A 24,487-nucleotide genomic window follows, 5' to 3' on the forward strand; every position below is an offset into this window, starting at 1 on the left:
GCAGGCCGGATGGCCGTCTAGCGCCGGCGCGCCAGGATGAAGAACTCGTGGTTACCGTCGCCGCCCTTGATCGGGCTATCGAACCAGCCCAGCTTGTCGAAGCCCAGCTCGGCCACACACTGGCTGACCTTGGCCTCCACCCCGGCGTACAAGCTGCAGTCGCGCACGATGCCGCCGTGGCCCAGCCCTTCACGGCCTACCTCGAACTGCGGTTTTACCAGGCTCAGCAAGTAGCCGCCTGGCCGGATCAGCGGCAGCGCCGACGGGTAGATCAGCGTGACCGAAATGAACGACACGTCGCACACCATCAAGTCGAAGGCGTGCTCCTCGTTGGCCGCCAGCAGCGCGTCGTGCTCCAGCGCCCGCGCGTTTACGCCTTCAAAAAAGCGTACCCGCGGGTCGGCCATCAGCCGTGCGGCCAACTGGCCGTGGCCCACGTCCACTCCCACCACGCGCGCGGCGCCAGCCTGCAGCAGGCAGTCGGTAAAACCGCCGGTGGATTGCCCCACGTCCAGCGCCCGCCAGCCACGGATATCGTCCAGCCCGGCAGCGGCCAGTGCGCCGGCCATTTTCAGGCCGCCGCGCGACACGTAGCGGTCGGCCTCGTCCGGTACTACGTCGAACATGGTGTCGTCGGCCAGCTTCTGGCTGGCCTTGGCCACCGGCCGCGACTGGCTGCCGTCGCGCACGCTGACACGGCCAGCCTCGATCAATTGCTGTGCCGCGGTACGCGAGGCTGCCAGCCCCTGTTCCACCAGAAGAAGATCCACCCGTTTCATGCGCCTGGCTCCGTTGCTGCCGTCAAAACCGCGCAAGGGTGCGCAATCGGACCGGTACTGTCAAGGCGGGCTTGGCCGCCGCCGCTGCCGGTGCGATGATGTGTGCACTTATTGTTATCCACCCAGGCACACCGGCATGGACACACTCTCGCTGCACCCGCACGCCGTACGCGTACTCGGCGCCCTGATCGAAAAGCAGGCGCTGACCCCCGACACCTACCCGCTCACCCTCAACGCCCTGCAGTCTGCCTGCAACCAGCTTACCAGTCGCGAGCCGGTGCTGAGCCTGAGCGATGCCGACATCAGCAGCGCCCTGGACGAACTGATGGCGCAAAAGCTGGTGGCCGAGCGCATTCCGGCCGGCAGCCGCGTGGCCAAGTACGAGCATCGCCTGAACTACGCGTGGAACATCGATGGCGCCAGGTTGGCCGCACTGGGCCTGTTGTTGCTGCGCGGCGCGCAGACCAGCGCCGAGCTGCGCACCCGCGCCGGCCGCGTTTACAGCTTCAGCAGCGTGGACGAAGTGGAAACCGCGCTGGCCGCGCTGGCCGACAAATACCCGCCGCTGGTAGAAAAACTGCCGCGCCAGCCGGGCGAGCGCGAGGCGCGCTGGGTACACCTGCTGCACCCGCCGGCGGCGAACCTGGCCGTTGCTGCTACTGAAGCAGAACCGGCAGTCGATAGCGCGTTGCAGGCACGCGTCAGCCAGCTGGAGCAACAGCTGGCGCAATTGCTGCAGCGCGTCGAAGCACTGGAGCAGGGGCGCGGCGAGGCGTAATATCGCGGTCACGCTGATGACCCTGAAAGACAACAATATGATCCGTTACACCCTGCTGGCCGCGCTGTTGGCCGCGCCGCTGCTGGCCCAGGCCGGCGATACCACGCTGGCGCGCGGTAATACCTACAATTTTATTACCCGCATGCCTACCGGCCTCGGCCCTGGCCTGGCGCTGGACCACGTAAAGGCCGACGACAAGGACAGCCGTGGCGAAAAGCCCAGCTTTAGCGCGGCGGGTGTGATGTTCGGCCTGCCGGTACCCACGCTGCTGCGTCTGGATGTGGGTGCCAAGGCAGCCTACGTCGAGGCAGAAGGTACCGCCACTGCTGCGCTGGTGGGCGCCCGCCTCACCGTTGATCTGCCGCTGAACGCCGAAGCCTTCGTCCACGGCTTCTACGCCGGTTCTGCTGCTGCCAGCGGTACCGTCAAGCGCGTCAGCGACACCATGGGTGGCGTACGCTGGAGCCCGCTGAAAATGGTGGGCGTGGAAGTGGGCTACCGCACCGTACAGGTGAAGCGCGAAGATGCCCGCCGCGATATCAAGCTGGCCGATGGCCCGTACGCGGGCGTGTCGGTCGCGTTCTAAGCCGCGTAGCCTTTGCAAGGCCCGGGCCCGCTTCGGCGGGCCTGTTGCATTCCGCCGTACGGCGTGCGCCAAAAGCAGCGATAATCCGTGCCTGAAACAGAAAAGGAAAACGCGATGAGCGAAGACAACAGCGTGCGCCTGTCCAAACGCATGACCGAACTGGGCCTGTGCTCGCGCCGCGAGGCGGACGAGTTCATCGAGCAGGGGCTGGTGAAGGTGGATGGCGTGGTGGTCAATGTGCTGGGCAGCCGTGTGCGCCCCGAGCAGCAGATCGAGCTCACTGCCGCCGCTGCCCGCGAGCAGGCCGAGCGCGTGACGCTGCTGCTGCACAAGCCGCTGGGTTTTGTCAGCGGCCCGGCCGAGCGCCCGGGCGAGCAGCCGGCCTGGCTGCTGGTGAAGCCCGACACCCGCAGCGCCAGCGACCGCTCCGGCGTGGTGTTCCTGAAAAAGCACCAGCAGAAGCTGGCACCGGCCGGCCGCCTGGACGTGGACGCCTCCGGCCTGCTGGTGTTGACGCAGGATGGCCGCATCGCGCGCAAGCTGATGGCTGGCGAAGTGGAGCAGGAATACCTGGTATGGTTGGCCGCACCGGCCAGCGCCGAGCAACTGGCGGCGCTGGGCAAGGGCGTGCAAGTGGACGACGAAACGCTGTCTGCGGTACGCGTTAGCCGCCAGAGCGACCGCCAGCTGTGCTTCGTGCTGCGCCAGCAGCAGCGCCGCCACATCCAGCGCATGTGCGCAGCGGTTGGTGTGCAGATCGAACGCTTGCACCGCATCCGCATCGGCCGCGTGCGGCTGGGCGAGCTGGCGCAAGGCCAGTGGCGCTACTTCCTGGAAAACGAAAAGTTCTGAGTGGTACGGTGAAGGCGGCATCAAGCAAAAGGCGCCCAGTAGGGCGCCTTTTGCGTTGGGTGGCACGCCGGCAGGCGTCAGTCTTCCTTGCGCGCCAGGCGGTCTTCCTCGAACACGGCAAAGGTTTTCTTGGCCGGTTCCAGTACTTCCCACACGCCTTCGAAGCCGGCCGGAATCACGAAGTGCTGGCCGGCGCGGATGTCGGCCACACTGCCGTCGTCGCCCAGCAGGCGTACGTGGCCTTCCAGCAGGGTACAGAACTCGCATTCGGTGTACTTCACGCGCCAGGCACCGACCCCACCGGACCACAGGCCGGCATGGAACTGGCCGGTGGGGTCGCTGTAGTGCATTTCCACGCTTTGCTCGCAGTCACCGCTGAGGCGACGTTCCTGCGGTGCGGCGAAGGTGTCCGGGGTGATCTCCTGCTGGTGGAATAGAACAATCTCATTGGCGCTAGTCACGGCGCTACTCCTTTGTACTGATATCTTTATACAAATCGTTGATTATGTTCGACACTGTGGCACAGCCCAAGGTTGGCCGCAAGGGCTGGCCAGCGGGATGTCGCGTCAGCACCAGTCACCGCGCAAACGGGCCACTTCGGCCTGCAACGCGGCGGCACTGACCGCCTCTGCCGCTACCGGTGCGCCGGCCTTCAGCGCAATGCGCGACCGGATGCGGCGCGGCCAGCTCAACATGGCCGGGCCGTAACGGCGCGAGAAGAAACTGCCCCACATGCCGCACAGCGCCAGTGGTACCACCGGCACCGGGGTGCGGGCCACGATCTCTTCGATGCCCGGCTTGAACACATTGATATTGCCATCATAGGTGATCTTGCCTTCGGGGAAGATGCACACCACCTCGCCCTCGGCCAGCGCGGCGGCCACCGCGTCAAACGCGCGCGCCTTGGCGTGCGGGTCTTCCTTGGCCGGCGCAATCGGAATGGCGCGGGCGGTGCGGAACACGAAGTTCAGCAGCGGCACCTTGAAGATGTTGTGGTCCATCACGAAGCGCACCGGGCGGCGTACGGCACCGGCCAGGATCAGCGCGTCCATGAAGCTGACGTGGTTGCAGACCAGCACGCACGGGCCTTCCTCGGGGATGTGTTGCAGGTCTTCTTCGCGGATGCGGTACAGGGTGTTGGTGGCGATCCACACCAGGAAGCGCATCAGGAATTCCGGCAGCAGGCTGTAGATGTACGCTGCCACCACCAGGTTGAGCAGGGCGGCGATCAGTAGCACCTTGGGAATGCTCACTTCGAGTGCCGCCAGCACGGCGGCGAACACGGCGCTGGCCACCATGAACAGCGAGTTCAGGATGTTATTGGCCGCAATGGCACGCGAGCGGAACGCCGGCGCGGCGCGGCTCTGGATCAGCGCGTACAGCGGCACGATGTAGAAGCCGCCGAAGATGCCGATCAGCGTGAAGTCCAGCATCAGGCGCCAGTGGCTGGCGTCGTGCACGAAGGCCAGCCAGTCCAGCGTCTGCGCAGGCAGGGCCGGGGTAGCAAAGTACAGATCGATGCCGAACAGGCACAGGCCCAGCGAGCCGAACGGCACCAGGCCCAGCTCCACCTTGCTGCCGGACAGGCGCTCGCACAGCATCGAGCCCACGCCTACGCCCAGCGAAAACAGCGTCATCAGTAGCGTATAGACGCTGGCATCGCCGCCCAGCACCGCGCTGGCGTAGGTAGGCAGCTTGGACAGGTAAACGGCGCCCAGGAACCAGAACCACGAAATGCCCAGCAGCGACAGCCACACGGCGCGGTTCTGTTTGGCCTCGCGGATGATGGCCCAGGTCTGGCGGCCGAAGTGCCAGTCGATCGGCAGGCCGGGTGCCGTCGGCGGCGCCGGCGGCATGGCGCGGGCCGACGCGTAACCAGCCAGCGCGCAGGCCAGCAACGCAGCAATCAGCGTTATGCCGCTGTCGTCGGCGGCCACCAGCACGGTGCCGGCCACCTGGCCCAGAATGATGGACACAAAGGTGCCCATCTCGATCAGGCCGTTGCCGCCTACCAGCTCCTGCGGTTTCAGGTACTGCGGCAGCACGCTGAACTTCAGCGGCCCGAACAGCGTGGAGTGGATGCCCATCAGCAGGATGGTGCTCATCAGGATCACGCCGTTGTGCAGCCAGAAGCCCAACGCGGCTACCAGCATGATGGCGATCTCCATTTGCTTCACCAGCCGGGCAATCATCGCTTTGTCGTACTTTTCGCACAGCTGGCCGGCGGTGGCGGAAAACAGGAAGAACGGCAGGATGAACAGTGCGGCGGCCAGCTGGATCATCAGCTCTGGCGCCAGGCCCAGCATGCGCATGCCGTGGAAGTTGATCAGCACCACCACGGCGTTCTTCAGCAAGTTGTCGTTGAAGGCACCGAAAAACTGGGTGACAAACAGCGGCAGGAAACGCCGCGTGCGGAACAGGTCGAACTGGTTGGGGTGGTGCGCCATGGGGCGTTTCTTTCGCAAGTGCAATGCACAATGCGGCGATGGTATGCCATGCAGCCACTGCATTACAAACCAGCGGCTATGACAGCTCCGTGATGGCGGCGTATGCTAGGGAGGTTTTCCTGGCTGTGCCGATATCATGACCATCAATCCCATCCTCAATAGCGATTCGTACAAACTCAGCCATTGGGCGCAATATCCGCCCGGTACCCAGGGCATGTATTCCTACGTGGCGGCCCGTGGCGGCACCGCGTCGCATGTGTTGTTTTTTGGCCTGCAGGCCCTGCTGAAGGATTACCTGAGCCAGCGCCTGACGCTGGCGCATATCGACGAGGCCGAGGCCGTGGTGACCCAGCATGGCCTGCCGTTTAACCGCGCCGGTTTCGAGCGCATCGTGCGCCAGCACGACGGCTACTGGCCGGTGCGCATCCGCGCGGTGCCGGAAGGCGAGCTGGTACCGACCGGCATTCCGATGATCACCATCGAATCTACCGACCCCGAGTTGTTCTGGGTGGTGTCGTTCCTGGAAACCGCGCTGCTGCGCGTGTGGTACCCGATCAGCGTGGCCACCCGCAGCTTCCGCGCCAAGGAGATCATCCGCCGCTACCTGCAACAGACCGCCGACGATCTGTCCGGCCTGCCGTTCAAGCTGCACGATTTCGGCGCCCGCGGCGTGTCCAGCTACGAAAGCTCGGAAATCGGCGGCCTGGCGCACCTGGTGAACTTCCAGGGCAGCGACACGCTGGCCGCGCTGGTGGCCGCGCGCCGCCATTACCACGAGCCGTGCGCCGCGTTTTCCATTCCGGCCGCCGAGCACTCCACCATCACCGCCTGGGGCCGCCCGCAAGAGGGCGAGGCCTTTGCCAACATGCTGGCGCGCTTTGCCAAGCCCGGCGCGCTGTTGGCGGTGGTGAGCGACAGCTACGACGTATTCCACGCCGTCAGCGAGCTGTGGGGCGAACAGCTGCGCCAGCAGGTGATCGATAGCGGCGCCACCGTGGTGATCCGCCCCGATTCCGGCGAGCCGGTACAAGTGGTGGCCGAAGTGGTGGAAAGGTTGGCCGCAGCGTTCGGCACCTCCGTCAACAGCAAGGGTTACCGCGTGCTGAACCACGTACGCGTGATCCAGGGCGACGGCGTCAACCTGGCCAGCATCGACGCCATCCTGTCGCGGCTGGCCAAGCTGGGCTACAGCGCCGACAACGTGGCCTTCGGCATGGGCGCCGAGCTGCTGCAGAAGCTGGACCGCGATACCCACAAGATGGCGCTGAAGTGCTCGGCCATCTGCATTAATGGCGAGTGGCGCGACGTGTTCAAGGACCCGGTCACCGACCCCGGCAAACGCTCGCTGGGCGGCCGCGTGGTGGCCGCGCGCGACAGCCGCGCCGCCTGGGGCGTGAATACGCTGGAGCGCGTGTCCGACATCGACCTGCAAATGCGGGTGGTGTGGGAAAACGGCCGCTTGCTGGTAGACGAAACCCTGGCCGACATCCGCGCGCGTGCGGCCTTGCATCTGGAGGAAAGATGAGCCCCGAACACGTGATTCAGGCACAGCTGGATGCCTACAACGCCAAAGACCTCGACGCGCTGCTGGGCTGCTACGCCAGCGACGCCAGCATGTACCTGTACCCGGCCACGCTGGTGGCGCAGGGTCATGACGAGATCCGCCAGCGCATGAAGCTGCGCTTTGCCGAGCCGGACCTGCATGCGCAGCTGCTGCGCCGGGTGGTGATCGGCGAGGTGGTGATCGACGAGGAGGTGGTCACCCGCAACTTCCCGGCCGGCCGCGGCAAGGTGGCGATGACCATGATCTACCGCGTGCAGTACGGCCGTATCGTGGACGCGTCCACCATCATGGGCGAGCCGCAACTGGATCTGCCCGGCTGAGGATGGGTGCCAGGTCAGGCCCCCCTGTTACCTGTGAACGGCGGGTCTTTTCATCCCCGCGCCGGGTCAGCACGAGGCGAGAGGTGATCAGCCTGCATCTGCCGCCAGCTCGTCCAGCGCCAGTACGCGGATCATGTTGCCCGGTACGTCCATATTGCCCCACAGCCAGTTCAGGTGGGCGACCAGCGCCTCGCCGCTGACGTGGGGGCGGTCTTTGCAGGTGTGGGCGTCAGCTACCACGGTGACGGCGTAGCCCATCGATGCGGCGCGGCGCACGGTGGTATCGACGCAAAAATCGCTGGCGTAGCCGCCCACCCACAGGCTTTCGATGCCACGGCTATCCAGGTACTGGCGCAGGCTGGTGTCCAGAAAGCTGTCGCAGGCGGTTTTTTCGATGATTACGTCGCTGTCGACCCGCGCGAGGCCGGGGTGCAGCTGCCACGCTTCGCTGCCGCGTGGCAGGTCGTCGGCGTAGTGCTGGATGAAGATCACCTCGTGCCCTTGTTGGCGGGCGTGGGCGATCAGCTGGTTGAGGCGGGCCAGCGTTTGCGGGCCGCGGGTGGCTTGGGGTGGCAGGTCGATCAGACCGTACTGGAAATCGATGACGAGCAGGGCGGTTGCCGACATGGCTAGGTCTCAAAGGTTGGCCGCGGGGCGGCAGATGGCCGCCAGTTTACGGCAGCTGGCGCAGGTAGTCCGTCCAATTGGTCTGTTTGCCAGGGTAGAGCAAGCCGTGCCGCAGGCTCAGCTTGGCCAGCTCTCCGCTTTCCGCCATGCGTGACAGCCCCTTGTCGAAGCGTTTGATGTCATCCCTTGCCACGCTGTGCAAGCCATAGCCGACGAAGCCGCCTTGCTGACTGATGGCCGGCAGCAGCGGCACGATGTCAGTGATGCCCATGCGACCCAGAACCGTACGTGCAGTGCGCTCGTTGCTGGCGACCAGATCCAGCCGTTGGCGTTGGAGTTTGGCCATGCTTTGATCCAGTGTATCGGCGACGTCTACATTCAGCCTTGGTTTGGCCTTCTCATAGCCTTCGCCTAGCGTCCAGCCCCGGGTAACGCCTAGCCGCAGACCGGCGAGACTGGCGTGGTCGCCGCTCCAGCTTAACTGCTGGCTTTCCCGGCGGTACCAGTACAGAGTATCTACGTACAGCGGATGGCGCGAAAACTGCAGGTAGCCGGCGCGTTCGCGGTTACGGTAGGGGCCGATCAGGATGTCGGCCAGGCCATGCTGTACGCGAGACTGCGCCCGTGGCCATGGCAGCAGTTCGATTTTGCACTGCAGCTGCTCGCGTTGGCACAAGGTATCGATAACGTCGACAGCCAGACCATAAGCGCCTGCCGAGCTGGCTTGCAAAATACCGGGAAACTCGGTGCCGACAAAGCGTAGCGGGGCTGCGTGCAGTGGCAGGCACGCCAGCAAGGGCAGGGTGAGCCAGTACCGCTTCATGTGCGCATTCCTGCGGTGGACGGCCGCGACAGACCTAGCACTGTCCGGTAGTAACATCTTGCAGGCAGCCTGCCCGGCAACAGGGTCAACATCAACTGCATGGCATGCTCCAGACATGAATGGCGAATTTGTAGCACAAGCTCTACAAGATTCTATAGTGCTATTAGATAAATTAACCGACTAAAGTGTAAGAAATACTTATCAAGCTAAGTTTCTTACCGATTGTCGGACAAGCATTGCTATGCTGCAAAACCCGTACCTGCAGGATGGATGATGGTTCAGCTTACTACCCAGCAAGCTTTCGAGCGTTTGCTGTTCCGCGATGCCGATGGCCGCTATTGCGCCCGTTTCGCCGATTACCGTCTGCAGAGTGTGTTCCAGCCGCTGTTTTACCGCAGTGGCAGCATTTTCGGTTACGAGGCGCTGTTGCGTGTCTACGACCAGCAGGGCCGTGCTTTGCGACCGGATCTTTTTTTCCATAGCCTGGATACCGACGACCAGATCGACGCCGACCGGCTGTCGCGGGTGTTGCACTTTCGCAATTTTGCCCAGGCGCGGGTAGCGGGCTGTCTGAACCTGAACCTCATTCCCAACACGCTGCTGCACGACAAGGGCTACGGCAACAATTTCGAGCTGATGACCCGCCGCTGTGGCGAGCTGGGGCTGGAAACGTCACAGGTGATTCTGGAAGTGCTGGAATACGAAATCGAGCAAAGCCCGTTGCAACTGGCCGGCAGCCTGCGCGAGGCCAAGGCGGCCGGTTTCGGCGTGGCGCTGGACGATTTCGGCGCAGTCTCGTCCAGCCAGGGGCGGGTGAAGGCGCTGTGCCCTGACATCATCAAGATCGACCGCAGCCTGTTGCTGGATTACATGCAGGGCGATAGCGGGCGCCTGCAGCGGGTGTTGGCGCAGGGCTGGCAGATCGGTAGCCGCATGCTGATCGAGGGCGTCGAGACCGCCGAGCAGCTGGCGGCGATGCAGGGCCTGGGGCTGGAGCTGTACCAGGGTTTTCATCTGGGCATGCCGGCCGAGTTGCGCGTGGAGGAGCTGGTGTAGCACCAACGTTGCGCCGCGCCGGCTGATGATGAAAAAAGCCTGCAGCACGTGCTGCAGGCTTTTTTCATGGCAGATCGCTTGCTTCAGCCTTCGTCGCTGTCGTCGGCACTGACCGGGATGTACAGCGCAACTACGCTGTCGGCGTGGTCCGGCCCCAGGAAGCGGGCGTCCATGTATTCGAACTCGATGCCGGCCACGGCGGCCAGGCCGGCTTCCGGCAGCCATTCGGTGTAGGCGGCGCGGAAGGTGTCCGGCAGGCCGCGTACCGGGCCACGGTGTTCGACGATGGCGTAGTCTTGCTCGGGCACGTCCAGCGCGACCATACCGTCCGGCACCGGGGTATCGGCGGCCACGGCCACCGCAGCGATGTAGCGGAACTGGCCGTCGGCCTGCGCCTGGCAAATGCCGTAGCTGGCGTCGCTTAGCGGTTGCGCTTCGGCAATGCGCGGTACGAAGCGCTGCCACAGCTCGGGAATGGTGCCGTCAGCCGGGCTGGTCCAGGCCATGCCGATAACGCGGAAGGCGGGATGGGTCACAAGGGTAGGGGTTTGCATGGCGGGCTCCGCTGGCGGGTAAGGTTGGCCGCAGCATAGCAAAAAAGCGGCGTGCCGGCCTGGAAAGCACCGGCACGCCGCTTTGCGGCCAACGTGGCTGTTACAGCAGCACGCGCTCCACGCCGCCGTTACGGGCGTTGTCCACGTACTCTTTCATCCAGTTGTCGCCCAGGATGTGCTTGGCCATCTCCACCACGATGTAGTCGGCCTGGGTGCCGGTGTCGTCGCTGTAGCGGCTCAGACCCTGCAGGCACGACGGGCAGGAGGTGAGGATTTTCACCGGCTTGTCGCTGGCGCCGACCTTGGCCAGGTCCTTGTTGATTTCCTCTTCCTTGCGGAAGCGCACCTGGGTGGCAATGTCGGGGCGGCTGGCGGCAAAGGTGCCGGACTCGCCGCAGCAACGGTCGTTCTGTACCACGCCGCCGCCCATCAGCTCGTTGACTACCTTGATCGGCTGGTAGGCCTTCATCGGGGTGTGGCAGGGGTCGTGGTACATGTACTTCTGACCGCCGATGCCGTCCAGCTTCAGGCCTTTTTCCATCAGGTATTCGTGGATGTCGATGATGCGGCAGCCAGGGAAGATCTCTTCGAAGCGGTAGTTGGCCAGCTGGTCGTAGCAGGTGCCGCAGCTGACTACCACGGTCTTGATGTCGAGGTAGTTCAGCGTGTTGGCCATGCGGTGGAACAGCACGCGGTTCTCGGTGGTGATCTCGTCGCCCTTGTCCTTGTAGCCGGCGCTGGTTTGCGGGTAGCCGCAGCACAGGTAGCCCGGCGGCAGCACGGTCTGGGTGCCCACGTGCCACAGCATGGCCTGGGTGGCCAGGCCCACCTGGCTGAACAGTCGCTCCGAGCCGCAGCCGGGGAAGTAGAACACCGCTTCGGCGTCTTCGCTAACCTTCGGATTGCGGATCACCGGAATCACGTTAGCGTCTTCCACGTCCAGCAGCGCACGCGCGGTTTTCTTCGGCAGGCCGCCTGGCATTGGCTTGTTGATGAAGTGGATGACCTGCGCCTTGACCTCGGGTTTGCCGATGGTGGCCGGCGGCTGCGCGGTCTGGCTGCCGGTGAGCCCCAGCTTTTTGCCGATGCTGTGACCCAGGCGCTGCAGCTTGTAGGCGCCGCCCACCAGGCCAGCGCGGATGCCTTTGATGGTGGCCGGGTCTTTGGCGGTAAGGAAGGCCATGCCCAGCGCGGTGCCGGGGTTGAACTTCTTGTTGCCGGTCTTGCGCAGGAAGTTGCGCATGGCGACCGACACGTCGCCGAAGTCGATCTTCACCGGGCACGGCTTCACGCAGCGGTGGCACACGGTGCAGTGGTCGGCCACGTCGGACAGCTCTTCAAAGTGCTTGAGGCTGACACCGCGGCGGGTTTGCTCTTCGTACAGGAAGGCTTCGGTCAGCAGGCCCACGCCCAGGATCTTGTTGCGCGGGCTGTACAGCAGGTTGGCGCGCGGTACGTGGGTGGAGCACACCGGTTTGCATTTGCCGCAACGCAGGCAGTCTTTCACCATGTCCGAAATCTGGCCGATGTCGGATTGCTCCAGGATCAGCGATTCGGCACCCAGCAGCGAGAACGACGGTGTGTAGGCCATGCTGAGGTCGGCGCCCGGCAGCAGCTTGCCCTTGTTGAAGTGGCCGTTGGGGTCGACGCGGGCCTTGTAGTCGCGGAACGGCTGGATTTCTTCTTCGGTCAGGAATTCCAGCTTGGTAATGCCGATGCCGTGCTCGCCGGAGATGACACCGTTCAGGCTGCGCGCCAGTTTCATGATGCGCTCCACCGCACGGTGCGCGGTTTGCAGCATCTCGTAGTCGTCGGAGTTCACCGGCAGGTTGGTGTGCACGTTACCGTCGCCGGCGTGCATGTGCAGTGCCACGAAGGCACGGCCGCGCAGCACTTTTTGCTGGATCAGGTGGATGGCCTCGGTGATGGTGCTGTCGGCCTTGCCGGCAAACAGCGCCAGCAGCTCGCCTTGCAGCTCGCGCTTCCAGCTCACGCGCAGGCGGAAGTCGCGCATGGCGATGAACACGCTGGCGGCCGGGTCGGCGCCGTCGTCTTCCAGCACCGCTTGCGGCCAACCTGCGGTGTAGTCGGCCAGCGGGCTGTCCAGGTTGTCCAGCAGCCACTGCCAGCGGCTACGCACGGCGCCAATCAGCTCCAGCGCGGTTTCGCGGCGATCGCCGATCAGCTCGTCGGCGGAAACGGTACCGCCTTCGGTATCCACCGGCAGGCGGCCGTGGAAGAACTCGGTCAGCTGGTCCAGCAGTTTGATCTTGCTGGCGATCGACAGCTCGATGTTGATGCGTTCGATGCCGTCGCTGTAATCGCCCAGGCGGTCCAGCGGAATCACCACGTCTTCGTTGATCTTGAAAGCGTTGGTGTGGCGGGCGATGGCGGCGGTGCGGCTGCGGTCCAGCCAGAATTTCTTGCGCGCTTCCGGGGTGACGGCGATGAAGCCCTCGCCACGGCGGGCGTTGGCGTAACGCACTACCTGGCTGGCGGCTTCGGCCACCGCGTTTTCATCATCGGACACGATGTCGGCGATCAGCACCATCTTCGGCCGGCCACGGCCCTTGGCCTTGGTGGCATAGCCCACGGCGCGTACGTAGCGCCAGTCCAGGTGCTCCAGGCCGGCCAGCTGCACGCCGGCCTCCAGGCCGGCGCCGCCCGGCTTGAAGTAATCGGTGATTTCCACAATCGCCGGCGTGGCTTCGGCCACGGTGCCGAAGAATTCCAGACAGACGGTGCGGATGTGCGCCGGCATGCGGTGCAGCACGAAGCGCGCGCTGGTGATGATGCCGTCGGTGCCTTCCTTCTGCACGCCGGGCAGGCCGGCCAGGAACTTATCGGTGACGTCCTTGCCCAGACCCACTTTGCGGAACGACTTGCCCGGGATCACCAGCTCTTCACTGCTGATGACGGTCTTGCCGTCGTCTTGCAGGCGGGTAACGCGGAAGGTGGCGGTGTCCACGTCGTGGATCTTGCCGTAGTTGTGGCCGATGCGTTCGACAAACATCCAGTTGCCGTCGGCGTCTACCATCTTCCAGCTGGCCAGGTTGTCCAGTGTGGTGCCCCACAGCACGGCTTTTTTACCACCGGCGTTCATGGCGATATTGCCGCCGATACAGGACGCTTCAGCCGAGGTCGGGTCCACGGCAAACACCAGGCCGGCCGCGCCGGCGGCTTCGGCCACGCGCGCGGTCACCACGCCGGCGCCGCACTGGATGGTGGCACGCTTGCCGTCCAGGCCGGGCAGCTCGACGAATTCCACGCCCAGGTGGCGGTCCAGTTTTTCGGTGTTGATCACGGCGCTGCGGCGGTCCAGCGGCACGGCGCCGCCGGTGTAGCCGGTACCACCGCCACGCGGGATGATGGTGAGTTTCAGCTCGATACAGGCTTTTACCAGCGGGGCGATCTCGGCCTCGGTATCCGGGCACAGCACCACGAACGGGTACTCTACGCGCCAGTCGGTGGCGTCGGTCACGTGCGATACGCGGGCCAGGCCGTCGAACAGGATGTTGTCGCGGCGGGTGATCTTGCCCAGGCGCTTCAGGATGGCGGCGCGCAGTTCGCGGGTTTCGCCAAACTGCTGCTCGAAGCTGTCGACGGCGCTGTAGGCGGCGGCGATCATGCGGCCAACCTTTTCGTTGCCGTCGCGGCGTTTTTCCACTTCGCCCAGGCGGTGGCGCAGCGCGCCCACCAGCGCGGTGAGGCGCTGCGGGTTGTCCAGCAGGTCGTCTACCAGGTAGGGGTTGCGGTCCACCACCCAGATGTCACCCAGTACCTCGAAAAGCATACGGGCAGAGCGGCCTGTTTTCCGCTCTGCCCGCAGTTCTTCAAGCAGTTGCCACATGGGTTCGCCCAAGAGGCGGATGATGATCTCGCGATCCGAATACGAGGTGTAGTTGTACGGAATTTCCCGCACACGCTGCTGGGTGGTGGTGCTCATATGTCCCTGAACTTCGGCAAGTTTTGGATAATTGCCGAAATAGTAGCCGAAATGTTGCGCCGCGAAAAATGCCGCTAACGTCAGGGTTATAGGGAGAATGTAGTTTGGATACCATTCTTTGCAGATGTTGCGCAGCAATGTAGCTGAATGACTACAAAATGCAGTGCATTATGCTGCTGCTTTGGCATATGTGATGGCATTGTGCCGTGGCATGCGTTCCGGACGCAGGCCGCGGCCACCACAGATTCTGCTAGTGACGGTGCTGTGCCAACTGGCAGGCAAGCTGGCAAGCTTCAAACAGGCTCCCCGGCTCGGCGCGGCCGCTGCCGGCCAGGTCCAGCGCGGTGCCGTGGTCCACCGAGGTGCGGATGATGGGTAGCCCCAGGGTGATGTTGATGCCGGCACCAAAACTAGCGTGCTTCAGCACCGGCAGCCCCTGGTCGTGGTACATGGCCAGTACGGCGTCGGCGGTGGCCAGTTTGTCGGGGTTGAACAGCGTGTCGGCCGGCAAAGGGCCGATCAGTTGCATGCCGCCAGCGCGCAGTTCGTCCAGCACCGGGGTGATAACGTCGATTTCCTCGAGCCCCATATGGCCACCTTCTCCGGCGTGCGGGTTCAGCCCGGCCACCAGGATGCGCGGCGCGGCGAGGCCGAATTTGCCTACCAGGTCGGCGTGCAGGATGCCGATGACTTCGCGTAGGCTGTCGCGGGTGATGGCGTCGGCCACCTCGCGCAGTGGCAGGTGGGTGGTGGCCAGCGCCACGCGCATGCCGGCACCCGCCAGCATCATCACCACACGCGGGGTGGCGGTGCGCTCGGCCAGGTATTCGGTGTGGCCGCTGAAGGCGACGCCGGCGTCGTTGATGACGCCCTTGTGCACCGGCGCGGTCACCATGGCGGCAAACTCGCCGCGCACGCAGCCGTCGATGGCGGCGTCCAGTGTGGCCAGCACGTAGCGACCGTTGGCCGCGTCCAGGTGGCCGGCTACCGCTGGCACCGCCAGCGGCACGTGCAGCACTTCCAGCCCGTTGCCGGGCGCTGGCGCCTGTGGCTGGTAGTCGTGCAGCGTCACATCCAGCCCCAGCAGCGTGGCGCGGGTGTGCAGCAGCGTCTTGTCGGCCACGATCACCAGCCGCGCCGGCAGTGCCAGCTCGGCGAGGCGTAGCACCAGGTCGGGGCCGATGCCGGCAGGTTCGCCGGCGGTAATAGCCAATACGGGGCGGGAGGTGGACATGGCAGCTTCCGTAAAAAAAGCCGATGCAGGGATCGGCTTGGCATGAGGAGTATGGCCTGGCTTATTTCTCGACCAAGCGGTCGTCGATGAAGGCACTGGCACGCAATTGTTCCAGCCAGTCGGTGTAGCTTTGCTCGATCTTGCGCTGACGGATCTGTTGTTTCACCAGCAGTTTTTCGCGATCGTTCGACACATCCTGGCTGCGGATTTCGTCCAGCTGGATCAGGTGCCAGCCAAACGGGGTCTTGACCGGTTCGCTGATCTGCTTGGCGGCCATCTGGCGGAAGGTGCGTTCGAAGTCGGGTACGGTATCGCCTTCGGTTACCCAGCCCAGGTCGCCGCCCAGGGATGCCGAACCGTCTTCAGAGAACTGGCGTGCCATGTCTTCGAATTTGGCACCACGTTTGATACGGTCTTGCACTTGCAGAATGCGGGCGTAGGCGTCAGCGTCTGAGGTGGCTTCATTGGTCTTGATCAGGATGTGGCGGACCTTGTACTGCTTCACGTACTGCGGGCCGCTGCCGTCACGCTTGTCGGTGAGCTTGAACAGGTACAGGCTGCCGCTGGCACGCACCAGTTCGGTGACGCCACCAACTTGCAGGGTATTGAGTAACTGGATGAAGTCCTGCGGCAGGGCACTGGCATTACGCCAGCCCAAATCGCCGCCCTGCATGGCATTCGGCGCTTCGGAGTAGGCTGCTGCTGCCTGGGCAAAGCTCTTGCCGGCCTGAATCTCGGCACGGGCTTTCAGCAACTTCTGGCGGCGTTCTTCTACCTGTGCCGGCGTGGCATTCTCGGGGATATTGACCTGGATAGCGGACAGCCGGTACTCGACACGGTTCAAGCCGGCTGTGGTTTGTTGAACCTGTGCCACTTCCTGGTCGGTAACGTTGACGCGGCTGTTGACTTCGCGTTCCTTGATGCGCTCCAGCAGCAGTTCGCTACGCAATTGCTCACGCAGTCTGGCAATGCTGCTGCCGTCCTTTTCCAGCAGGGCGCGCAGGCCGGCGAGGTCGGTCTTGTTTTGTTGCGCGATGCTGTTCAATGCCTGGTCGATTTCCAGTTCGCCAATGCGCAGGCCATTATTGTTGGCGTACTGCAGCTGCAGCTGTTCGTTGATCATCATGTCCAGTACCTGGCGCTGCAGTAGAGCGGCGGCTGGCGCATCGATACCCTGGCGCTGCAGATTACCCTGCGCATCCTTGACGCGGCTGTTCAGCTCGGACTGGGTGATGACGCTGTTGTTGACCACTGCCACGATGCGGTCGACGGTGGAGATGGCCAGCGCCGGGGCTGCAAGGCTGGCAGAAAGGCATGCGGCGAGGAGAAGCTTCTTCATTGTGTATCTGCAGTCTCGTTGATCTTGCTGTAGCCCGGGATGGCCAGGCGCAGCGTATCCATTGGGTTGCTGCCTAGGCTGCTCAGGTCTTTCAGTTCCAGTTGCAGGAAGACGGCATTTTTGGTCTTGGTGAGGTCGGTTACATAGCGCTGGCCAACCAGGCGGGTGCTCCAGCAACCCTGGTTGTATTCCAGCCCTAGCAGTTGCTCCAGTGGCTTGCGGTCGCGCAGCGAGTAGTTTTGGCGTGCGACGGCATACCAGCGCTGCGCTAGTGGCCATTGGCCGGCGATATCCACCTGGCGCAGTGCGTCGCGTTGCGTGCTGCTGCCCACGATTTCATCACGGCCATATCGGTAACGCACACTGAGCGTTTTGCCGGCCGCCGGGTTGTAGCGCAGCTGTATATTGTAGCGCTCGGTTTTCGACAGTGTCTGGTTGTACTGGTAGCTACCGTCCATGCGCCAGGCTTGGGTGAGGTCGCTCCCCAGGGTCAGCAGCAGGTCGGAGCCCCCCTGGCTGCGCTGGGTAGTACTGCCAGACAAGCTGGTATCGCGCTTGTTCAGATAGAAGCGTTGACCGATGGCAAGGCGCAGTCGTTCCTGGCCGTTTTCCTTATCCAGCATGCGGCTGGTGACGGCGGCGGTGACCTGGTTGGCCGCATTGATGCGGTCGTAGCCGGAAAAGCGGTTTTCGGTAAACAGCTGCGCAAAGTTGAAGTCGTTTTCCGAGGTGTCGAAGTTCGGCAGGGCGCTCTGGTCTTTGCTGGGGATGTACACGTAATACAACCGTGGTTCCAGGGTTTGCGTCATGCTGCGGCCGTGCAGGCTGTCTTCGCGTTCGAAAACCAGGCCGCTGTCCACGCTGGTGACTGGTAACGAGCGGTTGAGCGTACGCGCGGCCTGACTGCCGTAGCTGTCCAGCTGGTACTGCGTATAGTGCAGCCCAAGCTTGGGACGCACAAACCCCCATGGTTGCTCAAGTGCCCAGCTAACGCTGGGGTAGAGTACGCTGCGTACCCCTTCCTGCTTCTTGCCATGCGAAAAACGGGTAAGTTCGCTTTCCAGATTGACGCGCAGGCTGCCCAGCTGTTGCGAACTGGTCGCAATGATCTGCGGTAGCCGGGCATACGGTTCATCCACACTGCCGGTGCTGTCTTGTAGTGTCTGGTAACGCTGTGCCTTGACAGTAAAGCTGGCCCAGCCCGGGTTGTAGCTGAGGGTGGCGACGCGTTCCAGGTTAACGTTGGCCGCTGCACTATTGCGGTCGCCGAAGTCCTTGAAATAATCGCTGTCGGAGACGGTGGTGCCGTTCAGGCTAAAGCCCAGCGCCGGGTTGATGGTTTGTTGGTGTGAGAACTGCCACAGATGACGTTTCTTGCCCAACTGGCGGTCGTCCAGCTGTTCTGTGCTGAGCTTGCCTTGATAGTCGGCCTGCAGGTAACGCCCTTCCAACCCCAGCATGGTGCCGCGCTGTTCCATATAGGTAGGCGTGATGGTGGCGTCGTAGTTGGGCGCAATATTCCAGTAGTAGGGCACCGCCAGTTGCAGACCGTCGCTACCGGTTTTTACCGTGGGGAACAGCAGGCCGCTCTTGCGGTTGCCATCCAGCGGAAAGTCGATCCACGGTGTGTACAGAATAGGTACGCCCTGAAACTCCACACGGGCATGGCGGGCAACGCCGATGTTCCGGCCATAGTCGAGGTCGATGGTGCCTGCTTTCAGGTACCAGGAGTCATCATTCGGGTCGCAGGTATTGGCACGGCTGCCTTGCAACTGATACTTGCCCTTGCCTTGCATGGTCAGCCGTTCGGCGTTACCGCGCAGCGTGCGACCGTTGTCCTTGAACGAGAACGCGGCATTGTCGGCACTGCCAGTGTCCTGGTCGAGGTAGCTTTCCAGATTGTCGCCTTCCACCGTACTGCCGGCCTGGCGCATTACTGCGCGCTGCCCGGCGCGCACATACTGCTTGTCGACGTAGTATTCCAGCCAGTCAGCCTCGAAAGTCTGACCGTCGCGTTCGGCGCGGACCTGGCCTTCGGCTTTCAGTACCTGGTTCATCTGGCCGTCGATCTTGTCGGCTTCAACGCGCAGGCTGCCTGCAGGCAGGGTGTCGGCCTGGGCCAAGGTGCAGAAGAACAGCGGTAGCAGTGCCGCAGACAGCGGCGAGAGGCGGAAGCGTGGCGGCATCGGGCAGTTTGGCTCGGCGCGTGTTGAGGGCCGGGCAAAGCGGTTACAATCGCCCCATTGTACCCAATTTACTGATATACGCGACTATGCAGCGACTAGAAGCCCTCAAGGCGTGGCTGGCCACGCAGTTTCCCGGTCAGGACGTGACCGTCGAGTTTGCCGCCGCGGATGCCGATTTCCGCCGCTACTTCCGCGCCACGCTGCCCGACGGCAGCACCCGCATCGTGATGGACGCGCCGCCCGAGCACAAGAACACCGACAGCTTTGTCAGCGTACGCGAGCTGTTTGCGCCGGCGGCCAACGTACCGGCCATTTACGCCCGTGACGCCGAGCAAGGCTTCATGCTGCTGCAGGACATGGGCAAGATCACCTATCTGGCTGCGCTGCAGCACGACGAGCGCCCGCTGGTGCACAAACACCTGCTGCTGGAAGCCGTAGATACTTTGATCGCCATCCAGAAGCTCAGCCAGCCGGGCGTGCTGCCCGAATTCGACCGCGCCTTCCAGCTGCGCGAAGTCAACCTGCTGCCGGAGTGGTACGCCACCAAGGCCTTGGGCAAGCCGCTGACCTTCTCGCAGCGCAAGCTGTGGGACGCCGGCATCAACGTGCTGCTGCCAGCCATCGACGCGCAGGCCAAGGTGTTCATGCACCGCGACTTCACCGTGCGCAACCTGATGCTCACCCCCGGCCAGCCGGCGGTACTGGACTTCCAGGACGCGGTGTACGGCCCCATCGCCTACGACCTGGTGTCGTTGCTGCGCGACGCCTACATCGGCTGGGACGAAGAGTTCGTGCTGGACGTGGTGGTGCGCTACTGGGAAAAAGCCCGCGCTGCCGGCCTGCCGGTACCGGCGCAGATCGACGACTTCTACCGCGACTTCGAGTGGGCCGGCATCCAGCGCCACCTGAAGATCGTCGGCCTGTTCACCCGCCTGGCGCACCGCGACGGCAAGACGCAGTACCTGGACGAGATCCCGCGCATGCTGCGTTACCTCAAGAAAGCCACCCGCCGTTACAGCGAGCTGCTGCCGCTGTTCCAGCTGCTGGCCGATCTGGTAGGGCTGGACGAAGAGGACAACGACGACAGCATCCAGTCGGTGTTCAGCCACACCCGCATCGCGTCGGACCAGTAAACTATGCGCGCGATGATCCTGGCCGCCGGGCGCGGCGAACGTATGCGCCCGCTGACCGACCACACCCCCAAGCCGCTGCTGGACGTCGGCGGCCAGCCGCTGATCGTGTGGCATATCCGCCGCCTGGCCGCTGCCGGCTTTACCGACATCGTCATCAACCACGCCTGGCTGGGTAGCCGGATCGAGGCGGCGCTGGGTGACGGTAGCCGCTATGGCGTGCGCCTGGCCTACTCGGCAGAAAGCACGGCGCTGGAAACCGCCGGCGGCATTGCCACCGCCTTGCCCTTGCTGGGCAGCGCGCCGTTTGTGGTGGTCAACGGCGACGTGCTCACCGACGTGGACTTCGCCGCCTTGCGGCCAACCTTGGCCGCGCTGGACGGCAGCCGCCGTCTGGCGCACCTGCTGCTGGTGAATAACCCGCCGCACAACCCGGCCGGCGATTTCGGCCTGCTGCCGGAGGGTGGCGTCAGCGCCAGCGCGGCCGATGGCGAGGGGCTGACCTTTTCCGGCATCGGCTTGTATCACCCGGCGCTGTTTGCGCATACCCCGGCCGGCCAGCCGGCCAAGCTGGCACCGCTGCTGCGCGCGGCGATGGCACAGCAGCAGGTCAGCGGCCAGGCGCACCGCGGTTTGTGGCTGGACGTGGGCACGCCGGAACGGCTGGCCGAGGCCGATGCCATCGCCCGCCGCTGGGCGCAGCCGTGAAGCGCCGCATTCTGGGTATCGACCCCGGCAGCCGCATCTGCGGCTTCGGGGTCATCGATATCGTCGGCAACCAGCGCCATTACGTGGCGTCCGGCGCCATCCGCACACCGCAGGGCGCTAGCCTCGCCGAGCGGGTGAAGGTGCTGGTGAACGGCATCCATCAGGTCATCGACACCTACCAGCCCACCGAGGCGGCGCTGGAGCAGGTGTTCGTCAACGTCAACCCCGCCGCCACGCTGATGCTGGGCCAGGCACGCGGCGCCTGCATGACGGCGCTGGTGATCAAGGACCTGCCGGTGGCCGAGTACACCGCGCTGCAGGTGAAGCAATCGGTGGTGGGGCAGGGCAAGGCGCCGAAGGAACAGGTGCAGTTCATGGTAGTGACCATGCTCAACCTGTCCGGCACGCCGCAGGCCGACGCCGCCGACGCGCTGGCGGTGGCGCTGACCCACGCCAACCATAGCGGCGGCGCGGTGGGCAAGCTGGCCCAGCTGGGCTACAAGGTGCGCGGCGGGCGGCTGGTGTAGCTCATGAGCGTCTATCCTGCAGCGTGGCGTTTTAGCTCTGAATGCGTGCCGCAGTCGGTTTTTCGCGCACTGCTACCGTCTGACAAACGCCCCCAAACCAAAGCACTGTGAGCAGGCCTTGGCCAAACCTAAGCATGCCGCCCGTCTTTGACAGGCGGCATGCTGCTTTTGGGCTGGCATGGTGAGGTTTGTGTTGTGAGGTACTTGCTTTATAATATACTAAAATATATATTGTAATTATCGGCATGGCCCCGCATCGGGTCGGCCGCCTTGTCCGAATAAGGAGTGTCCTATGCTGCGTTTTGATGTGCCGGCCGTGTGGTCCAATGTTATCCGCGTAGAAGCCTTCATTACCTTTGCGCTCAGTGCGCTGGCGCTGTATACCGCTACCCCGTGGCTGATGCTGCCCTTGCTGGCACAGGGGCTGATACGCGGCTTTATCGGCCATCACCGTTGCCCGTCACACGGGGTATGGCAGGCCCTGCTGCAAAAGCTGGGCAAGGCCGGCAAGAAGGAGAATGCTGGCGCCAAGATGTTTGCCAACAAGCTGTTGTTCATCGCCAGCAGCGCCTGCGTGCTGTTGGCTGCAGCCGGCCTGTGGCAGTGGCAGATCCCGGCGACGGTGCTAGTGGTTTTTGCCACGCTGGAATGGGCACTATCGTTCTGTGCTGCCTGCTGGGCATATACGCTGTGGTATCGCTTCTTTCCCGCCAGTCATTGAGTTCCTTTTGCGCCAGACCAAGGCCGGTGTAGCGCGCTGGCGGCATACTGCGGCCAACCTTGTTTGCCGGAGCCTGCCATGTGGAACGACTACGCCCTTGCCCGTGCGCTGCACGTCCTTGCCATCGTGATGTGGGTGGGCGGCGTCGGCTTTGTTACCACCGTGCTGATCCCCGCCATCCGCCGCCGTTTTCCCGCTGACCAGCAATACGCGATGTTCGAAGACGTGGAGCACCGCTTCGGCGCCCAGGCGCGTTGTTGGGTGCTGCTGGCGCTGGCCAGCGCCGGCTGGATGCTGCACAGCACCGACAGCTGGGCGCGGCTGCGCGATACCGGCTGGCTGCACCTGATGATCGCCGCCTGGCTGCCGTTCTTCCTGATGCTGTTCGTGCTGGAGCCGTTTATCGTCCACCGTTGGCTGAAGCAGCGTGCACAGCGCGACCCGGCGGGCACCATGGCGCGGGTGCAGTGGCTGCACGTGGCGCTGCTGGGCTTGAGCCTGGCGGCGGTGCTGGCCGGCGTGGTGGGCGCCCACGGCGGCTGGCGACTGGCCTGAGCATGCGCCCGGCGTTTGCCGCCATCCCGCCTTATCGTATGCTGCAAGAATGAACCGGCCGAGGCCCCGCCATGCATCTGTCCACGCCCCATCAAGCTGAAACCGACCTGTCCGCGCTGCTGGCGCACCCGGCGCGCTGGCTGTTGGCCACGCGCCCGGCTTTCCTGACGCTGACGCTGGGCGGCGTGTTGCTGGGCATGGCGCTGGCGGGCCCGCAGGCGCTAGTGCAGGGTTGGCCGCAGGCGCTGCTGGCGCTGTTGCTGGCCTTGCTTTGCCACGCGGCGGTGAACGTGATCAACGACGTGGCCGACCACGACAACGGCAGCGACGCGGCCAACCTGCAGCGCGAATACCCGTTTACCGGCGGCAGCCGTTTCATCCAGGCTGGCGTGCTGAGCCGGCGGCAGATGGCGTGGCTGGCTGGTGCTTTGTTTGCGCTGGTGAGCGCGGGCGGTTTGTGGCTGGTGTGGCAAGCCGGCGCCGGCCTGTTTTATACCGGTCTGGCGGGCGTGGTGCTGGGCTGGGGCTATTCCGCCCCGCCGTTGCGCCTGAACAGCCGTGGCCTGGGCGAACTGACGGTGGCGCTGTGTTTTGCCCTGCTGCCGCTGGGCGTGCTGCAGGTATTGAAGGCACCTGCGCCGGCCGGGCTGCCGTGGCTGGCCGCCGGTTACGGCGTGGCCGCCGCCTTGCTGCTGTTTGCCAACCAGTTTCCCGACCGCGACGCCGACGCGCTGGCCGGCAAGCGCCATTGGGTGGTGCGCTTGGGTCACCCGGCTGCCGTACGCGGTTACCTGCTGCTGGCCGGGCTGGCGCTGGCTTTGCCGCTGGCCGCCGGGCAACCGTGGCAGCTGTGCCTGCTGCCGCTGTACCTGCGCGCCTGGCGTGCCTTGCAGCAACGGCAACTGCGCGCCGCCATCATTCCCACTATCATGGCGGCCAACCTCTACCCTTTGTTGCTGGCCGCCAGCCTGTGGCTGCGGCCAACCTTGTGAAAGACAGCCCATGATCGGACGACTCAGCGGTACGCTTATCGAAAAACTGCCGCCGCAAATCACCGTGGACGTCAACGGCGTCGGTTACGACGTCGATGTCACCATGACCACCTTTTACCAGCTGCCAGCGTTGGGCCAGAAAACCACGCTGTTCACCCATCTGGTGGTGCGCGAAGACGCCCATCTGCTGTACGGCTTTGCCAGCCGCGACGAGCGCGAAACCTTCCGCCAGCTGATCAAGGTCAGCGGCATCGGCGCCAAGATCGCGCTGGCCATCCTGTCCGGCATGAGCACCGACGAGCTGGCGGTAGCGGTGGCCAGTGAAGATCTGAAGCGCCTGTCCAGCGTGCCCGGCATCGGCAAGAAAACCGCCGAGCGTCTGGTGCTGGAGCTGCGCGGCAAGCTGGCCAGCGGCAGCAACCTCACCGTGCCCGGCGGCCTGCCGTTTGCCGCCACCCCGGACGACAAGAGCGACATCGTCAACGCCCTGCTGGCGCTGGGTTACAACGACAAGGAAGCCGCTGCCGCCACCAAGGGCCTGCCGCTGGATGTGACCGTCAGCGACGGCGTGCGCCTGGCGCTAAAGAACCTGATGAAAGGCTAAGGCCCCGCCATACAGAAAGTGTTGCTGATTACCGGTGCCAACCATGGCATCGGCACAGCGACCCTACGTTTGTCCACCATGCCGCGGCAGCTTGACGGCCAGTCTGGCACGGCCTCGTTTACCACCGGCTACCTGCTGGACGTGGCCGGCGGCCGCTAA

General features: G+C 64.2%; 24 protein-coding genes. 14 read left to right on the forward strand and 10 right to left on the reverse strand.

From position 1 onward, the window contains the following. Positions 1–17 precede the first annotated feature (17 nt). Positions 18–779 carry a TlyA family RNA methyltransferase gene (locus ACK4FZ_RS03520; protein ID WP_409818314.1) on the reverse strand — a complete coding sequence of 254 codons (762 nt, stop codon included), beginning with the start codon at positions 777–779 and terminating at the stop codon, positions 18–20. A 136-nt stretch (positions 780–915) separates the two neighbouring features. On the opposite strand from ACK4FZ_RS03520, the gene ACK4FZ_RS03525 reads away from it, so the two are divergent. The 3 genes from ACK4FZ_RS03525 (at position 916) to ACK4FZ_RS03535 (ending at position 2,995) form a co-directional block, all read left to right on the forward strand. Beyond that, entirely contained in the window at positions 916–1,557 is a 642-nt protein-coding gene (locus tag ACK4FZ_RS03525) for a YceH family protein (RefSeq protein WP_409818315.1), read from the forward strand. A gap of 16 nt (positions 1,558–1,573) precedes the next feature. Beyond that, positions 1,574–2,143: a YfaZ family outer membrane protein gene (locus tag ACK4FZ_RS03530; RefSeq protein ID WP_409818316.1), complete on the forward strand. Its 570-nt coding sequence runs from the start codon at positions 1,574–1,576 to the stop codon at positions 2,141–2,143. Positions 2,144–2,257: 114 nt separating this feature from the next. Then, positions 2,258–2,995 carry a pseudouridine synthase gene (locus tag ACK4FZ_RS03535; RefSeq protein ID WP_409818317.1) on the forward strand — a complete coding sequence of 246 codons (738 nt, stop codon included), beginning with the start codon at positions 2,258–2,260 and terminating at the stop codon, positions 2,993–2,995. A gap of 77 nt (positions 2,996–3,072) precedes the next feature. On the opposite strand, the gene ACK4FZ_RS03540 is transcribed toward ACK4FZ_RS03535, so the two are convergent. Together ACK4FZ_RS03540 and ACK4FZ_RS03545 are read right to left on the reverse strand one after the other, a co-directional pair. After that, on the reverse strand, positions 3,073–3,456 hold the full coding sequence (locus ACK4FZ_RS03540; RefSeq protein WP_144371043.1) for a cupin domain-containing protein: 384 nt from the start codon (positions 3,454–3,456) through the stop codon (positions 3,073–3,075). 105 nt (positions 3,457–3,561) lie between these two features. Then, positions 3,562–5,442 carry an MFS transporter gene (locus ACK4FZ_RS03545; RefSeq protein WP_409818318.1) on the reverse strand — a complete coding sequence of 627 codons (1,881 nt, stop codon included), beginning with the start codon at positions 5,440–5,442 and terminating at the stop codon, positions 3,562–3,564. Between the two features lie 136 nt (positions 5,443–5,578). Here ACK4FZ_RS03545 and ACK4FZ_RS03550 point away from each other — a divergent pair, with 136 nt between their 5' ends. Together ACK4FZ_RS03550 and ACK4FZ_RS03555 are read left to right on the forward strand one after the other, a co-directional pair. Beyond that, on the forward strand, positions 5,579–6,967 hold the full coding sequence (locus ACK4FZ_RS03550; protein WP_409818319.1) for a nicotinate phosphoribosyltransferase: 1,389 nt from the start codon (positions 5,579–5,581) through the stop codon (positions 6,965–6,967). Then, positions 6,964–7,326 (forward strand): nuclear transport factor 2 family protein, encoded by a 363-nt coding sequence (locus ACK4FZ_RS03555; RefSeq protein WP_409818320.1) that lies wholly within the window; start codon positions 6,964–6,966, stop codon positions 7,324–7,326. The genes ACK4FZ_RS03550 and ACK4FZ_RS03555 overlap by 4 nt, the downstream gene beginning before the upstream one ends. A gap of 87 nt (positions 7,327–7,413) precedes the next feature. On the opposite strand, the gene ACK4FZ_RS03560 is transcribed toward ACK4FZ_RS03555, so the two are convergent. Together ACK4FZ_RS03560 and ACK4FZ_RS03565 are read right to left on the reverse strand one after the other, a co-directional pair. Further along, positions 7,414–7,953: a cysteine hydrolase family protein gene (locus tag ACK4FZ_RS03560; protein WP_409818321.1), complete on the reverse strand. Its 540-nt coding sequence runs from the start codon at positions 7,951–7,953 to the stop codon at positions 7,414–7,416. Positions 7,954–7,999: 46 nt separating this feature from the next. Continuing rightward, the gene (locus ACK4FZ_RS03565; protein ID WP_409818322.1) at positions 8,000–8,776 is read right to left on the reverse strand and encodes a substrate-binding periplasmic protein; all 777 of its coding nucleotides are present in this window, start codon (positions 8,774–8,776) and stop codon (positions 8,000–8,002) included. Between the two features lie 270 nt (positions 8,777–9,046). Here ACK4FZ_RS03565 and ACK4FZ_RS03570 point away from each other — a divergent pair, with 270 nt between their 5' ends. Beyond that, positions 9,047–9,832 (forward strand): EAL domain-containing protein, encoded by a 786-nt coding sequence (locus ACK4FZ_RS03570; protein WP_409818323.1) that lies wholly within the window; start codon positions 9,047–9,049, stop codon positions 9,830–9,832. Positions 9,833–9,915: 83 nt separating this feature from the next. Here the strand turns inward: ACK4FZ_RS03570 and ACK4FZ_RS03575 are convergent, their stop codons facing one another. From ACK4FZ_RS03575 to ACK4FZ_RS03595, 5 genes are all read right to left on the reverse strand, one after another. Continuing rightward, the gene (locus ACK4FZ_RS03575; protein WP_409818324.1) at positions 9,916–10,386 is read right to left on the reverse strand and encodes a GyrI-like domain-containing protein; all 471 of its coding nucleotides are present in this window, start codon (positions 10,384–10,386) and stop codon (positions 9,916–9,918) included. A gap of 100 nt (positions 10,387–10,486) precedes the next feature. Next, positions 10,487–14,332 (reverse strand): DUF3683 domain-containing protein, encoded by a 3,846-nt coding sequence (locus ACK4FZ_RS03580; RefSeq protein ID WP_409818325.1) that lies wholly within the window; start codon positions 14,330–14,332, stop codon positions 10,487–10,489. Positions 14,333–14,582: 250 nt separating this feature from the next. Continuing rightward, positions 14,583–15,566 carry a 4-hydroxythreonine-4-phosphate dehydrogenase PdxA gene (gene pdxA, locus ACK4FZ_RS03585; protein WP_409818326.1) on the reverse strand — a complete coding sequence of 328 codons (984 nt, stop codon included), beginning with the start codon at positions 15,564–15,566 and terminating at the stop codon, positions 14,583–14,585. Between the two features lie 61 nt (positions 15,567–15,627). Then, positions 15,628–16,905 carry a peptidylprolyl isomerase gene (locus ACK4FZ_RS03590; protein ID WP_409818327.1) on the reverse strand — a complete coding sequence of 426 codons (1,278 nt, stop codon included), beginning with the start codon at positions 16,903–16,905 and terminating at the stop codon, positions 15,628–15,630. Beyond that, positions 16,902–19,091 (reverse strand): LPS-assembly protein LptD, encoded by a 2,190-nt coding sequence (locus tag ACK4FZ_RS03595; RefSeq protein ID WP_409818328.1) that lies wholly within the window; start codon positions 19,089–19,091, stop codon positions 16,902–16,904. Before ACK4FZ_RS03595 ends, ACK4FZ_RS03590 begins: the two co-directional genes overlap by 4 nt. Before the next feature lie 86 nt (positions 19,092–19,177). Here ACK4FZ_RS03595 and amgK point away from each other — a divergent pair, with 86 nt between their 5' ends. The 8 genes from amgK (at position 19,178) to ACK4FZ_RS03635 (ending at position 24,487) form a co-directional block, all read left to right on the forward strand. After that, complete coding sequence (gene amgK / locus ACK4FZ_RS03600; RefSeq protein WP_409818329.1) at positions 19,178–20,224, forward strand: N-acetylmuramate/N-acetylglucosamine kinase AmgK; 1,047 nt, start codon at positions 19,178–19,180, stop codon at positions 20,222–20,224. Positions 20,225–20,227: 3 nt separating this feature from the next. After that, the gene (murU, locus tag ACK4FZ_RS03605) at positions 20,228–20,929 is read left to right on the forward strand and encodes an N-acetylmuramate alpha-1-phosphate uridylyltransferase MurU (RefSeq protein ID WP_409818330.1); all 702 of its coding nucleotides are present in this window, start codon (positions 20,228–20,230) and stop codon (positions 20,927–20,929) included. After that, positions 20,926–21,456, forward strand: coding sequence for a crossover junction endodeoxyribonuclease RuvC (ruvC, locus tag ACK4FZ_RS03610; RefSeq protein ID WP_409818331.1), 531 nt, complete (start codon positions 20,926–20,928; stop codon positions 21,454–21,456). Before murU ends, ruvC begins: the two co-directional genes overlap by 4 nt. A gap of 292 nt (positions 21,457–21,748) precedes the next feature. Further along, positions 21,749–22,177, forward strand: a complete 429-nt coding sequence (locus ACK4FZ_RS03615) for a DUF4395 family protein (RefSeq protein ID WP_409818332.1) — start codon at positions 21,749–21,751, stop codon at positions 22,175–22,177. A 78-nt stretch (positions 22,178–22,255) separates the two neighbouring features. Further along, entirely contained in the window at positions 22,256–22,732 is a 477-nt protein-coding gene (locus ACK4FZ_RS03620; protein WP_409818333.1) for a hypothetical protein, read from the forward strand. A gap of 71 nt (positions 22,733–22,803) precedes the next feature. Next, on the forward strand, positions 22,804–23,724 hold the full coding sequence (locus ACK4FZ_RS03625; RefSeq protein ID WP_409818334.1) for a prenyltransferase: 921 nt from the start codon (positions 22,804–22,806) through the stop codon (positions 23,722–23,724). Positions 23,725–23,734: 10 nt separating this feature from the next. Beyond that, positions 23,735–24,328 carry a Holliday junction branch migration protein RuvA gene (ruvA, locus tag ACK4FZ_RS03630; RefSeq protein WP_272750799.1) on the forward strand — a complete coding sequence of 198 codons (594 nt, stop codon included), beginning with the start codon at positions 23,735–23,737 and terminating at the stop codon, positions 24,326–24,328. A gap of 21 nt (positions 24,329–24,349) precedes the next feature. After that, positions 24,350–24,487 carry a hypothetical protein gene (locus ACK4FZ_RS03635; RefSeq protein ID WP_409818335.1) on the forward strand — a complete coding sequence of 46 codons (138 nt, stop codon included), beginning with the start codon at positions 24,350–24,352 and terminating at the stop codon, positions 24,485–24,487.

The sequence above is a fragment of the Vogesella sp. genome, assembly GCF_046297735.1.
Taxonomy (GTDB): domain Bacteria; phylum Pseudomonadota; class Gammaproteobacteria; order Burkholderiales; family Chromobacteriaceae; genus Vogesella; species Vogesella urethralis.